Raw genomic sequence first — 13,987 nt, 5'->3', positions numbered from 1 at the left:
TGATTATAGATCAAACTGAATCATCTGGTTTCTTTTCGACTGCTGTCTCTTCCTCACCCGCAAAAGAAAGGCCGCAACATGATTGTTGCAGCCTGTTGGCTATGCGTCATTATTTTTTAACAACCGCCACCCACAACTCGTTTTTATTTTCTTCCGGCGGCAAATAACATTCAATAGCGGGTAAATATGCGAGATCATAGGCTGAGGTCGGAACCCATTCAGTATACAACCGTTTCCATAGCTCCCCGATGCCTTCCGGCCCGCCCTCTGCTTCGAATACGGCCCAAGTCGCTTCCGTGAAGTCCCTTTTGACCATTCCTTCCGGCGGCGAATGCTCCGACACAATGGACATCACGTAATGGAACTCTTCATTTCTGCCATGATCGCCGTCCGCACATACACCCAAAATCCCTCTGATGTTGTGGTCGGATTTCCGCATGTCCCATAGCTTCTCGAAAAGTCCTTCATTCATGGCATCGGCCCACAAGCGAGGAACAGTAGCGGAGGCACCGGTCGTGCGAACCCGTTCTTGCACGCCCACAACGGAAAATCCTTTTAATTGTTCGATCCTGTAATTCATTTCCGCAACTCCTTTGATTGAGATTTGGAAGGACATGCGTGAATAGGCCTTGAGCTTTGTACCGGCGTTCCGTGCGGCGGTCGGCGTCGTGCCGTGCAAATTTTGAAACGCGCGGGTGAACGATTCCGGCGAATCGTATCCATATTTGAGCGCGAGATCAATCACTTTGATATCGCTGTTTTGCAGTTCAAAAGCCGCTAACGTCAATCGCCGCCGTCTCACATATTCCGATAAGGAAACATCCGTAATAAACGAGAACATGCGTTGAAAATGGTACACCGAGCAGCACGCGGCTTTTGCCGCCTCTTCGTAATCAACATCGCCTGCCAAATGATCTTCAATGTAGCCGATTGCCCGGTTCATTCTTTCGACCCAATCCATTCGCGATCATCCTTTCCAAATTCAATATAGATCAATGGGAATCCCGGATCCGTGCATTCCATGCACAATAATGCAAGGTCGCCCGATCATCCGCACAAAAAAAGAGCCGTGCGCGAACACGACTCCCGATGGCAAAAACCCGCGTCCAGCGCGGCATTAGTTTAGGCACCGTATGATTTCGTTACCGTTTGATTTGACTCGCCAACTCGGAAATTTTTTTGCTCCTCAGGAACTGCTCCATCTGCCGTTCCGCGTCTATCACAACTTGCTGGATCAGACATTCGCTGCCATGATTGAAGCTGCATTCAAACAGGGAGGCGGTGCCTTCGATCGCATGAATGACATCCAGGAAGGAGATATCGTCTTGATTGCGCTTGAGCCGGTATCCGCCATTCGCGCCCGATACGGAGTGGATTAACCCTGCTTTGACCAATTTGGTCAGCATTTTGGATAGATAGGTTTGAGAAACGCCGAGTTTCTCGGCCAAAAACTGGACGCTCACCGGTTTGTCCGGCGCTTCGGTCACCAAAAAAAGCATTGCATGGAGCGCATAGTCGGTTGCTTGCGAAAATTTCATGGCACACCTCTATTGTGGACTTTGATTATCCATAATAAAGTCGAATCGGCAAAAAAGCAAGTAAAGGTGCGCTATTTTTTTTTGTCGGCTATGAATTGTTTCAATTCCTCGATACGTACCGCTCCGTTTAGCTTGTCGATCGGTTCACCATTTTTGAACAGAATGGTCGTCGGAATGCTCAGAATTCCAAAATGGGCGGCAGTGCCGGTATATTCATCTACGTTTACTTTGAGGACCCTCACTTCATTGCTATATTCCCGGTCAAATGCTTCCAGTACGGAACCGAACATGCGGCACGGCCCGCACCATGGCGCCCAAAAATTGACTAACGTAAACCCTTCGCTCAGCAAATCCTGTTTAAAGGTGGAATCTGTCGTATGGCAAATGGTCATGTAACTCTCCTCCAATTCGTCTTCTGTTTTCATATAAAATGGATTGTTCGTCTTGCTTAGGAAAAACCGACGGGTATTTCATCACCTCCTCGCAAGCAATTCGCCTAAAATTTGGATAATCACGTTTTTCATTCATTTTGGGGATTTTGAAGACCCTCTATATCCACGATTAAAGCAAAACAACTCGAAACCCGTGATTGTTAAGCACTTGCAATGGGCATCCATGGTTGGTATAAGCACGTTAACATTTTTTTGATTATATCGTGGATATTTATTGTCTATAATATCCCTGTATTTAAATGATGTCAAGTATCGCATTGTTCTGGCTTAAGTGATTAATTGTTTGACAATCGCTACCCCGGTTACAAAAAGGGCTGCAACATTTCGCCATTCGGCAATCTGTCACAGCCCTCCAACCCCCGCCCTCGAAACCTTACCGGATCGCTTTGCCGAAAGAACGGTTGCGCCAGCAATAGATCGCTTCAAAAATCCCGAATACGCCTACGACCGCAGCGACCAGAACGACCGCCCATATGCCGAAAACGGTCATCATCGACGTAGTGCCCTGATCCTCCAGCAGAAGTATACTGCCGACGACCCAAAGGAAGTCGAGCACGGCAATAAACAGCACGGCTCCTGGAGAAACAATGCTTCTGGATGCGGTCCAAACGAGGAATGCGACGACCGCGAGCAGGAAAATCCCCGTTTCGACCAAAGCTGATCTGCTGCCCAGTCCCGTCCATTCGGCGACGTAACCGGAAAGGAACAGCAGCAGCAGACCGCATGCCCCTGACGATACGGCATTCGTCAGCAGAACTTTGCGTATGAAAGTTTCTCCTGCCGGCTTGAGTGCTTCATTGGGTTTCATTTTTTGAACACCTCTCTCGTTGGGCTCAAGCTTGATTGCCCCCTTGAACGGCCTTCACCTGCGATAAGATGACCCCCAAATGAAGCGCTTCGTGGATGAACGCGAAGTTAAACAGCTCGCCCGTCGTCTCGAACTTCAGCGGCCCCATTTCGAACGGCGTGTTCAACGGCATGTTCAACGCCTCCGGATCTACCTGGGACAGTTCGTCAAGCTGAGCGGATAAGTATTGAATCAGCTCTCCCTTCGACGGAGGCGCGGCGGTCCAATCCGCCGGTTTCGTTCCGGTCATGAATAAGCCGGCATAGCTTTCCGGCAGCTTCGTATTCAACGCCGGGCCTGCGGAGAGAAACCAATTCAACATCGTAACGATATGACCGGCGTTCCAACGAATCGTATTGTTGAATCCTGCAGGCATCGTATCGTAAATTTCTTCCGGAATCGCATGTATCGATCCGATCACCAATTGACGTGCTGCTTGTGCGGTTTGAATGCTGGCTTGAGACATTTTACATTCCTCCTAATGGTTAATTGCGTCCTGACAACACCGAGATTAGCCCGCAAACGACTGCCAAAACCATGCTTTTCACTGCCGAATGGTGCCAGTCTTGCGTTTTTTTCGGGCAATTCAGCTCAGTTTCAAAAAAACAGCGGATGCCTCCCGCATAATCGCCAGGAAACAACCGCCATTTCGTGTGATCGTTATTGCGCCTTGCTAAGGGCATTTTTCTCTTTCAGACTTGTCGCGATAAGACGCGCGCCGGCATTCTGCCAATTGTAGCAGGTACGTTCGGGAACATAGGTACGGAACCACTCCAAGGCATCTTTCGAAGGGGCGTCCAATTGATCATCCGAATAACGTACGCTGTATGGCTTAATGCCAACCACGTAAGGGAAATGCAAGGCATTGTAAAATTTCCATTCGTCCGTCGTGCCGAACGGTTCCTCTTGGCGCGGCTTCATTTGCCTAATATTTTCGATCAGCAGAGACTTCAGCTCGTTGGCACGTTCCAGCAAGCCATCGGCCGCGCTGCGCTGCCGAAGCCTCTCGTCAATAAACTTAAATTGCGTGAGCGGACTGGACGCCAACCGCTCCAGGTTGCCCAAGTTGCTAAGCGCGCGCCGAATATGGCGGTAAAGCTCCTCGTCGTCCATTTCCTCCGGCTTCGATTCTTCATCGATCCGAACTTGTACGCTTTCGACCAAACGCAGCTTGGATCGTTCCGTGCGCAGCTTCGGGAACATCATCAAAGCGATGCTGTCTAGCAGTGCCCGAATCGGATACACGAACACCTGGAACGCAATGGACACCATTACGCTGACCATCAATAACGATAGCGTCGTCAAATCGAAGCCCGTGCCCGTTCCAAGCCAAATAACAAGCGCGACCTGCCCGGAAAAGATAAGCGTAAAAAAGACCGAGTAATCGAACGACCGAAACAAATCGGGCAGCCAGGACTCCCCTTGCTCCCTAATTTCCTTGATCACCGTGTATACCCCGAACAGCAGCATTCCGGCACCGTTTGCCATAAGCATCCATTTATTCGAAACGTCACCCGGGACCAAAAGGTTCAAGGCCGTCATGCAAACAAATACAAGAAGCGGCGCATAACGGAAGACATAGAAGGCAATCGGCCGCTTCGTCTCATCGGATACAGCCCCCCATAAGGAAAGCGCAGTAAACAGGAATAGAAGCATATAAACCGTGGCTTTGTATGAAATGCCGTACATGTCCGGATTCGTGACGATGGCGAGCCAAATCGCGCTTCCGAGTGCCAATACCGTTACCCCATACTTCCATAACGGCCATAATAGGTTGCGTTTGGGCTCCGATTCGGAGGATGCCGATAGTACGGCGCCTTGCCACAAAACCAAAGGCAGATAACTGCAGATGTCACGCACCTTGCCAAGCGCCGTCTCAATAGGAAGCTCGGCTCCTTGGCTATAAGGCTGCAAGACGGCCGCCCCGAAACCGAGCGAGCACACCAATGCGCCTAAACCGCCGAGCACTAGCCGAACGTTCCTGGCATCCCGATTCACCATATATAAGCCGAACCAGAACATAAGTCCGAAATAAATGAGCTGCATAAAAATCAAGCCGATTGTTCTCCATTTCCCGAGACCGTCCAACAGGTTCTCGTTTGCAGGCTACCTTCATATTAACATAGGCAGGTAATTAATGGGGCTTATCGTTATCGATTGTACGAGTTTTTAACCATATGTATATTCCGCGTTGACATTTACGTAGCGTTAAGCCTTATTCTAATTCCTAAAGGGGGAATCCAAAGTGGTTGATCATAGCACGATTATGGAGTCGGGAATATGTATTGAATGCGGGGCTAAGGGGATAGATGGATTTTCTTGCTTCGAACTATTCGGTTTCCCCCTTGTTTGGGAGCACCATGATCCGGAGTTATATGCTTTGCATTTTTGGCTTGTTTCCTGTTATATGATCCAACATCCTTCAAATTATACGGAGGAAGGCTACCGCTATTTGGTTCAATTATTTAAAGAAGCTTATGATCATAATTGGGACAATTCGTATATTCTTAAGAGAAATCGAGAGTTAATAACCAAAGTAGATAAAATAACAAATCCCACCCCAAATCAGGACAGGAAACGAAAACTTAAATGTTGGTCAATGACAATTGAAGACATTTACGCAGGCGGCGAAAAAAATGCGATCGCCAACATTATGAAATGGAAAGAACGGATAAGAAGCGAACTGCAATAAATCGGCCAACAAAAGGCCAAGTGCTTAAACTCAAAAGTATAGGAGGCAATATAGATGGGAAAACAATACTCATCATCTTCATACCAAAGGATGGCGAATCTCTACCATGACAACGGAGAATATGGCCCGTCACCTTGAACAAAATCAGGTGAATCACAAAGGATCAACTCTCGCCCTATACGCGCTCACACTCGGGGCATTTGCTATCGGGATGACGGAATTCATCATTATGGGGTTGCTCTCCGAAGTGGCGACCAGTCTGAACGTTTCTATCCCCATGGCTGGCTTCCTTATTACGGGGTATGCTTTGGGCGTTGCGATCGGCGCTCCCTTCATCACAATGGCGACCCATAAAATGCCGCGTAAAGCACTTTTATTATTGCTCATGATTTTATTTATCGCGGGAAATGCGCTTGCCGCTCTCGCACCGAATTATTCGGTTTTGATGCTGGCTCGCATCTTGGCTGCACTTACCCACGGATCGTTCTTCGGGGTCGGCTCGGTCATTGCCGCGGAGCTGGTTCCCAAGGAAAAGCGCGCAGGTGCCATCGCCATCATGTTTACAGGACTAACGCTGGCTAATATTTTGGGAGTGCCGTTTGGAACGTTTCTGGGACAAGCGTACGGCTGGCGCTCCACCTTTTGGGCGATCACGATGATTGGAATCATCGCGCTGCTCGGGATTCTCATACTCGTCCCGAAGGTCGCGAGCGCAGCATCCAGTCTGCGGACAGAGCTCGGGGTGCTCAAACGCCCGGCGGTTCATATCGCGCTGTTAATGACCATATTCGGGTTTGGCGGCGTATTTACAGCTTTTACGTACATCTCGCCAATCCTGGTGGATATCACGGGCTTCTCTCCTGGCTCTGTTTCATACATCCTTGTCCTATTCGGCTTGGGGATTACCATCGGTAATATTTACGGAGGAAAATTGGCGGACCGCAGCTTATTCCCCTCCCTGCTCGGAATCCTTGTCGCGCTGGCGATCGTACTCGCCGTATTTAGTTTCACCGATCAAAATAAGATCCTCACCTTGATCACCGTATTCGCATTGGGGGTCGCAGCATTTGGCACCGTCCCGGGTCTGCAGCTGCACATGCTGAACACAGCCAAGGAAGCCCCTACACTCGCCTCGACATTGAACATCGCGGCCTTTAATCTGGGCAATGCGCTTGGCGCCTATATCGGGGGGATTGTCATTGATACGGGTTTTGCAGGAGGGCTTCCTGCCGTACCTTGGGTCGCTTCACTCGTGACAGTCATCGGAATTTTGTTTACGATAGGAGGAGCGCAACACCGGAAACGTCTCAGACAAAGATAAACGGCTGGCGCCGTCCTAATTGGCGCATGGCGATTTTAGAACCGCCGAAATGGCTTCACTTTTGAGCATCAAGAATAAACATCGATGCATATGGTTCGACGAAAAAAAACCAATCGGCACGTTGTGTCCGGCTGGTTTTTTTTCTTGTCATTTTGCGTTATTGTGGATTCGTTGTTAATCCGGAATGACCCTCTTGGCAAACAAATAATTTTGGTACCAATATTCCCCTTCCTTCTCGTCATGATGAATATTGCTGACGACTACCCCGATTCCGGGTTCATACGTATGAAGAATTTTGCCGTCGCCCATATAAATGCCGACGTGCCGTACTTTGTTCAATCCTGTTTCGTTCGGGAAATCTTCATCGGAAAAAAACATCAGATCCCCCTTGCGCAAATTGATAAACGGAACTTCGATGCCTTGCAGGGCCTGCTCTCGCGCGTTATATCCTAACGCAATGCCATGTTTATTGTAGAGGAACTGGACGTAAGAGGAGCAATCGAACGTTTTGTCGTTGAACCGCTCTGCTCCGTATACATAGTCGGTTCCCAAATATTGCATCCCTTCGGCGATGATCGAGTCAGCGATACTTCTCCACTGTCCGGTACCTTGTTGTTGTTTGATGCTCAAGCGCCTTTCTTCCTGAATCGCATACGGCTTGTCCCCGCCTTTTCCTTGCGATCCGGGCCCCTTGTTTGAACAAGCGCCCAATCCCCCGGCGATAAACGCACAGAAAACCAATGTGACCCATATGTTTTTTCCCATATCCTTCCCTCCTGTTGGATAGTATTCATGACTGAGGGAATCTTTATTCCGGCGGGTAAAAAACGTAGCGGAACGAGCAGCCTCATATTAAGAAGGTTATTTCATTTTTGCCTATAGCAGTCTATACGATCGTAGTAGATTGTGGTATACTCTAGAAAATTTTGGATTTCAGCAAATTGGAGGAGTCCCTTTGATCAAGGCAACGTATATCGAATTGCTATCGACCGATATGGAACGATCCATCAAGTGGTATCAAGACAATTTCGGCTTCAACGCGACCGGGGCAAGCAACGGTATCGATTTCGCGATGTTGGAGACGACTTCAGGAGTTAAATTTTTCATCAATAAAGCGATGGGCGAAATCAAGAGGAATCAGTATTCGCATGGCGGACTACACGAGCAAGTCGGATTCATCGTCGATATGAACGATATGGAAGCACTGCATAAGAAAATTAAAGACAACGGAGTCGAAGTCGGCGACATCCAATGGGCGCATGAGGACGGCAAGCCGTGGTGCTTCTATCTCAACGACCCGGACGACAATCGCATATGCGTGTGGAGAGGGTGACCGCTGCGTCTCCGCCAACAAAAAAAGAGTCGACCGTGTGGGGTCGACTCTTTAAATTCTTTCTTTAACCGAGGGGAGATCAAATTCCTATGAATATAGCCGTCAAGATGATGCAAAAATTCAAAGACCGCGATACCCAGAATAAGCTGAAAGTCTATCAGGACAAAGCGAAGCTCATCAGGAAACGGAATTTGGAAGCATGGGACGATGGGCAGCTTCAAGCGGAATCCCTCCGGCTGCAAAAAGAAGCAAAATCGGGTACGCCTTTGGAAGAGCTGCTTGTCGATGCTTATGCTTTAGTCTGCGAGGCAGCGAAGAGAAAGCTCGGATTACAGCCTTACGATGTCCAGATCATGGCTGCCATCGCTCTGCACGAGAGATTTTTGATCGAGCAGCATACCGGTGAAGGAAAAACACTCTCTGCTGTTATGCCTGCTTATCTAAATGCGCTGACAGGCGAAGGCGTTCATGTACTGACTTTTAACGATTATTTGGCGAATCGAGATGCGGAGTGGATGGGCCCGATCTATCGTTTCCTCGGGTTAACGGTAAACTCGGTTCAAGCGGGCATGAGCTCGTCCGAGAAACGAGAAGCGTACGCCGCGGATATAACCTATGTTACGGCCAAAGAGGCGGGATTCGATTATTTGCGCGACACGATCGCACTAAACGAAGCCGATACCGTGCATCGTCCTTTCCACTATGTCATCGTCGACGAAGCGGATTCACTGCTTCTCGATGAAGCGCGGGTGCCGCTGGTCATCGCCGGCGAGTCGGGCTCTTCCAGCAACGACGGCATTCGTTTCGCAGAAGTGGCTCGGCAGCTCGAGCAAGATGAGCATTACGACTTCGACGAGTTCCAGCGGAACGTTTACTTGAATGAAGCGGGCTCTGCGAAAGCGGAGTCGCTGCTGGGATGCGGCAATTTGTACGAAAGCCATAATAGTCATTTGTTATCGTCGTTAAATTGCGCGCTGCATGTGGAATCGTTATTGAAAAAAGACGTCGATTACATCGTCCGGGACGGTAAAATCGAGCTGATCGACGAATATACCGGCCGCGTGGCGGAGAACAGGCATTTGCCGGACAGGCTGCAAGCCGCGCTCGCGGCCAAAGAAGGGCTGCAGTCGAAAGCCGGCGGGAAAATTCTCGGGACGATCACCCTTCAACACTTCCTTAGCCTATATCCGAAGATTTGCGGAATGACGGCTACCGCTCACGCATCCGCAATGGAATTCGAAGATATTTATAAGCTGCAGGTCGTGCAAATTCCGCCGAACCGGCCAAACATACGGATCGACCATCCGCACCGGATTTATACTCATAAAGAAGCTAAACTTAAGGCGCTTGTACAAGAAATCTCGTCCGTCCATGCGACGGGACGTCCAATTCTCATTGGTACGTCAAGCGTCGGGGAGTCCGACATGCTGGCGGAGGCTCTATCGATTGCCGACGTACCTTGCCATGTTCTGAATGCGAAGAACGACGCAGAAGAAGCCGAGATCATCGCCAAAGCAGGGGAAATCGGCGCCGTCACGGTATCTACGAATATGGCGGGACGCGGCGTCGACATTCGGCTCGGCGGCGGCAACCCCGCGCAAGCAGAAGTTGTCGCCAAGCTGGGCGGGTTGTACGTGATCGGTACGCATGTGAACGAAAGCGTGCGGATCGACGACCAACTGCGCGGGCGTTCCGGCCGCCAAGGCGACCCGGGAGCTTCCGTATTTTTCGTAAGCTTGGAGGACGAGTTGATGCTTCAGTTCGGCATCGATAAAGCGATTCGCGTTCTTAGGCAGGACGAGGCTCTCGAAGAGTCGGTGCTCCGCAGCAAAATCTCGCATATTCAGCGCGTTATTATGGGCCAAAACTTCCATATCCGCCAGGAACTGAACTGTTATTCGGATATGGTGGAGGAACAGAGGCGTATTCTATACGAGGAGCGGCTCGGAATTTTGAAAGGCGAGACACCGATGAGCCCTTCGGAGCAGCGGGTACGGCTTTTTTATATCGACGAGTTCTGGGCGGACCATCTGGCATACGTTTCGTACATTCGAGAAGGCATCCACTTGGAGAGCCTTGCTAGCCGTAATCCGATCGAAGAATTTCATGCGCAAATCATTGAAGCATACGAGCAAATTCCGGCTAAAATAAATAGTGAGTCGGCGAATATGCTCGCAAGGCTCGGAGGTTCGAATGATCCGGCGAAGTGGGAAGAGTTCGGGCTGAAGAGCCCTACTTCCACTCGGACTTATATTATCAACGATCAATACATCGAGAAGAAACGCAGCTCATGGACCCCAATGACGGTATTCGCTTATTGGCTTCGCAAAATTATAAGGCCGGTATTCAGGTTGTCGAAATTTGAATGAAGCGTAGCATAAAAAATACATCGCCCAAGCCCTCGGGCCACACGGCGATGTATTTTATCTTTCGTATCCCGCTATTCGTCTTTCCTCTCTCACTCTTCCTCCACTGCTACCGGATTCTCCTCATAGCTAATCCAGTCGCTCCAACCCGCGTACAACCCAAGCGGTAGCCGTCTACATGGATTCCAGTATCCATGGTCATTTCCTTTATATCAAGTACCGTTCTCGGATTACGTTCAGATGGTGAAGCTCATGGCCAGCAAGTATGTAAATCCATGCTCGTGCAGACGTTTCATTACCGTTCACCACACCCATTCTCGTCCATGCCTCATCGGAAATTCCGTTTAGTAAGGTGAACGTTGCGCGTCGCACGGCCACATAATCATCCACGATAGCGGTTAGCGGCATTTCATCGAACGACGCGTTGCTCATGAGCACATTCTCGTCGTATCCGGCTAGCTGCGTTCGGTCCCCTCTAGCAATCCGAAGCGCTCGATAGCTCATAATCCTTTCATTGTCTGTCACATGGCCGAGCACTTGCTTCAGGCTCCATTTTTCAGGCGTGTAACGGTAACTGCCCCGGTCTTCCGTAAAGGTTGCATACAACTCTGCAGTCGTCTTGAGGGATTGCTCCAGCACATCGCGGATCTCCCTTTCCGGGACCAAATCTACATATCGTCCAAAATGAGCAACATACTCCTCTTTCGAAGGACGAATTAACATGTGATATCCCTTCTTTCACCGTTTTATTTCATTATATACCACTACCAAATCGTAATCATCTATAAAGAAAAAGCCACCCCGAAAACTCATCCTTGACTTCTTGTTGAATACGGACATACACAACAAGCCGTCACGGCTCTCAGGCTACATGATACTCTAATAGTTCCAACGTTAAAAAGTAGGGGTACTTATGCTCGTGACTCGCTTCCGCCCTTCTGTTGTGGCCGCAGCAGAAATAGTCCGAGGATGACCGCGAGCGCGAGAAATAATGCGAAGAACCGGAAACCGGTGTTCGTAGCACGAATCAGAATGTCCTTCGATTGCCCCCATTCTTCAACTCCGGCCCCGGATAACAGCTGTGAAGCGACATCGGACTTGGCGACTATCTGTACAATAGCCAACGCAAGCGCCTGACTGATTGCCCGGCACATGTTGTATACGGTCCAGAACATGCCGGATGCGGAACCTGCTTGCTCTTGCGGAGCGGCTGACAGCACTGCTTTCGCAAGTGACGGCCAGGAAAGTCCCGTAGCGGCAGAAATGATCGTCAGCGGGATAATAACAGCCATATTCGAAAGCTCGGGACCTAACTGCCCTAGCATCAGGAGAGCGAGACCGATCAGAAGCGACCCGAGCAGAATCATTCTTGCTGGGCCGAAACGGTCGGCCAACCTACCTCCGAATGGAGCTGTGAATAACTGGGGAACTGATAGCGGGATCAGCAGGAGTCCCGCTTCCCATGGACTGAGATTTTGAGCACCTTGCAAATACAACATCAGAAGAATGGTGACAGCAAAATATCCGATACAGTAGCTCATCGTGATTCCGAGCCCTATACAATAGTGCCGATAAGCAAAGAGGCTGAGGTGAAATAATGGATACCGAGCCTTCATCTCAATGATTACAAACGCAATCCATAGAAGCAGCGCTAGTGCAAACAGCCCAAGTGTCCTTCCCGACGCCCATCCCCATGCTTGCCCCTCGGACAAGGCTATGAGCAGGGCGGTCAAACCCGGACCAAACGTCAATATGCCGGGCCAGTCAGTCCTGGCCTTCTCACCCGCAAAAGTGTCCCTTAAAAAGAACATGCCGGCGGCCAAGCCGAAAACGCCGATCGGAACGACCGAGTAGAACATAGAGCGCCATCCGAACTCGCCAATTAGTGCGCCCCCGACAACGGGGCCGATGAGTGAGCCCGTCACCCAAGCGATGTTGTTGATGCCGAGAGCAACCCCGAGTTCATGGCTCGGAAATGTCCGTATCAAGATCGGAGTGGATGCCGCCATCGCCATAGCGGCGCCGATACCTTGAAGCAGGCGAGCTGCAATCAGCACTGCGCCGGAGTCGGCCATGCCGCAGAACGCGGTAGCAAGCGTGAACAAAGCGAAACCCCATAGAAAAATGCGTCTCGCTCCGAACATATCCGACCAACGGCCGGAAGGAAGCAGGAAAACGGTGCTAGTAATGTAGAATGAAGTGATTGTCCACATCCCCGTGCCGATGGAAAGGCGCAAATCCTCCATGAGCGGCGGCAGGCCGGTGACCACAATCGTTGCGTCTAGATTGGTAATAAACGAAACAAGCGCGACCACGAATAAAACGGACCATTTGCTCGATTGCAAAACTGTTATCATCTTGTTTGCGCCTCCTCCGAACCTTTCTTCTCATGGCCAAGCTGCCATTGTTTTCGCGATAATCCTCCTCCATAACCACCCAGTTCGCCGTTTGAGTTGATAACGCGGTGACATGGAATCACGATCGCCAGTTGGTTGGCGCCATTCGCCTGGGCCACTGCGCGATAAGCTCCCGGCTTTCCAATCACCGCGGCAATGTCGGCATATGAAGCTGTCTGACCCGGTGCAATCTCCCGCAATTGTTCCCATACTTTCTTCTGAAATGGCGATCCCAATAGTCTTAATGGAGACAGCGGAAGGCATCGTTGGCAGGGCCGGAATGATGCCTGAAGGCATTCCTTAGCCGTTTCGTAAAAATCGCAGTTCTCAAATTTGGGTTTTCTTGCCGGACATGTCGGTCGGCAGAACACGCCGGTTGTCTTCACGCCGACATAGAAGATACCTTCGTATTCGGATTTCCTATCGATAAGGGCCTGGTAATATACGAGTTTGATATCGGCCATAATTTGATTATACCGACTCTGGAAAATAGTGCCGCCGAAAATCAAGCATTGATTTTTTATGGATGCAAAAGGACTCGTCGCGCCTGTTTGTGGACGACCGTAAGCTAGGCGGACGATTCCATCTACAACCGCCTGACCCGACTGCCCTGCTTTGGCTGGCTCCGAGTTTCCTGTAACTGTTTTCCTCGCCCTCTTGTTTGCAGACTGTTGAACGGAAAGCCCAAAGAGGGCCGCAGCAAGTCACTCACCAGCAACCTGCTTCAACCCTCTAACCCGCGTCCGGCGCGGCCTCTCGGCTCTTACTCTTCCCCAGTCGCGATCGGATTCTCGCTATACGAAATCCAATCGCTTACATATACATCTAAGAAAACATGTATCTAAAAATATATAGCTACAAAAAGGATATGTTTTAGAGTTTACGCTTTTTAGCTTACGCCGCGCCTGACCCTCGAGCGCCGCTTTGGCCTTGCTCTGGACGGAGCGAAGCCAACTTACGCCATCTAGTTGAGGACGAAACTCCCCTTTAAGCTGTATCGCTGCCCATGTATTGTATTCTCCACGAACCTTCTTCTTCTTTG

14 protein-coding genes are annotated in these 13,987 nt (G+C 50.0%); 4 read left to right on the top strand and 10 right to left on the bottom strand.

Annotated elements, in window-relative coordinates; translation table 11 throughout:
• Positions 1–109 precede the first annotated feature (109 nt).
• The 6 genes from AC0LWM_RS22410 to AC0LWM_RS22385 form a co-directional block, all read right to left on the bottom strand.
• Complete coding sequence (locus AC0LWM_RS22410; protein ID WP_474677225.1) at positions 110–961, bottom strand: AraC family transcriptional regulator; 852 nt, start codon at positions 959–961, stop codon at positions 110–112.
• Positions 962–1,142: 181 nt separating this feature from the next.
• Positions 1,143–1,538 carry an RrF2 family transcriptional regulator gene (locus AC0LWM_RS22405; RefSeq protein WP_474677224.1) on the bottom strand — a complete coding sequence of 132 codons (396 nt, stop codon included), beginning with the start codon at positions 1,536–1,538 and terminating at the stop codon, positions 1,143–1,145.
• A 71-nt stretch (positions 1,539–1,609) separates the two neighbouring features.
• Complete coding sequence (gene trxA, locus AC0LWM_RS22400) at positions 1,610–1,930, bottom strand: thioredoxin (protein WP_474677223.1); 321 nt, start codon at positions 1,928–1,930, stop codon at positions 1,610–1,612.
• A 433-nt stretch (positions 1,931–2,363) separates the two neighbouring features.
• Positions 2,364–2,798, bottom strand: coding sequence for a hypothetical protein (locus tag AC0LWM_RS22395; protein WP_474677222.1), 435 nt, complete (start codon positions 2,796–2,798; stop codon positions 2,364–2,366).
• Between the two features lie 25 nt (positions 2,799–2,823).
• Positions 2,824–3,303: a DinB family protein gene (locus AC0LWM_RS22390; protein WP_474677221.1), complete on the bottom strand. Its 480-nt coding sequence runs from the start codon at positions 3,301–3,303 to the stop codon at positions 2,824–2,826.
• Between the two features lie 194 nt (positions 3,304–3,497).
• The gene (locus AC0LWM_RS22385) at positions 3,498–4,883 is read right to left on the bottom strand and encodes a hypothetical protein (RefSeq protein ID WP_474677341.1); all 1,386 of its coding nucleotides are present in this window, start codon (positions 4,881–4,883) and stop codon (positions 3,498–3,500) included.
• A gap of 199 nt (positions 4,884–5,082) precedes the next feature.
• On the opposite strand from AC0LWM_RS22385, the gene AC0LWM_RS22380 reads away from it, so the two are divergent.
• Positions 5,083–5,529, top strand: coding sequence for a DUF5946 family protein (locus tag AC0LWM_RS22380; protein WP_474677220.1), 447 nt, complete (start codon positions 5,083–5,085; stop codon positions 5,527–5,529).
• Positions 5,530–5,635: 106 nt separating this feature from the next.
• Complete coding sequence (locus tag AC0LWM_RS22375; RefSeq protein WP_474677219.1) at positions 5,636–6,850, top strand: MFS transporter; 1,215 nt, start codon at positions 5,636–5,638, stop codon at positions 6,848–6,850.
• 174 nt (positions 6,851–7,024) lie between these two features.
• On the opposite strand, the gene AC0LWM_RS22370 is transcribed toward AC0LWM_RS22375, so the two are convergent.
• Entirely contained in the window at positions 7,025–7,615 is a 591-nt protein-coding gene (locus AC0LWM_RS22370) for a C40 family peptidase (RefSeq protein ID WP_474677218.1), read from the bottom strand.
• Between the two features lie 190 nt (positions 7,616–7,805).
• On the opposite strand from AC0LWM_RS22370, the gene AC0LWM_RS22365 reads away from it, so the two are divergent.
• Positions 7,806–8,183: a VOC family protein gene (locus tag AC0LWM_RS22365; protein WP_474677217.1), complete on the top strand. Its 378-nt coding sequence runs from the start codon at positions 7,806–7,808 to the stop codon at positions 8,181–8,183.
• 89 nt (positions 8,184–8,272) lie between these two features.
• Entirely contained in the window at positions 8,273–10,552 is a 2,280-nt protein-coding gene (locus AC0LWM_RS22360; RefSeq protein WP_474677216.1) for a preprotein translocase subunit SecA, read from the top strand.
• A gap of 204 nt (positions 10,553–10,756) precedes the next feature.
• Here AC0LWM_RS22360 and AC0LWM_RS22355 read toward each other — a convergent pair whose 3' ends face one another.
• The 3 genes from AC0LWM_RS22355 to AC0LWM_RS22345 all read right to left on the bottom strand — a co-directional run bounded on the left by AC0LWM_RS22355 (position 10,757) and on the right by AC0LWM_RS22345 (position 13,409).
• Complete coding sequence (locus tag AC0LWM_RS22355) at positions 10,757–11,272, bottom strand: DinB family protein (RefSeq protein WP_474677215.1); 516 nt, start codon at positions 11,270–11,272, stop codon at positions 10,757–10,759.
• Between the two features lie 188 nt (positions 11,273–11,460).
• Positions 11,461–12,906, bottom strand: a complete 1,446-nt coding sequence (locus tag AC0LWM_RS22350) for an MFS transporter (RefSeq protein ID WP_474677214.1) — start codon at positions 12,904–12,906, stop codon at positions 11,461–11,463.
• On the bottom strand, positions 12,903–13,409 hold the full coding sequence (locus AC0LWM_RS22345; RefSeq protein WP_474677213.1) for a methylated-DNA--[protein]-cysteine S-methyltransferase: 507 nt from the start codon (positions 13,407–13,409) through the stop codon (positions 12,903–12,905). The genes AC0LWM_RS22350 and AC0LWM_RS22345 overlap by 4 nt, the downstream gene beginning before the upstream one ends.
• Positions 13,410–13,987 lie beyond the last annotated feature (578 nt).

This window comes from Paenibacillus sp. sgz302148, from assembly GCF_056120465.1.
Note: the sequence above shows the minus strand (reverse complement) of the source record. Positions and strands in the feature narration are given on the sequence as shown.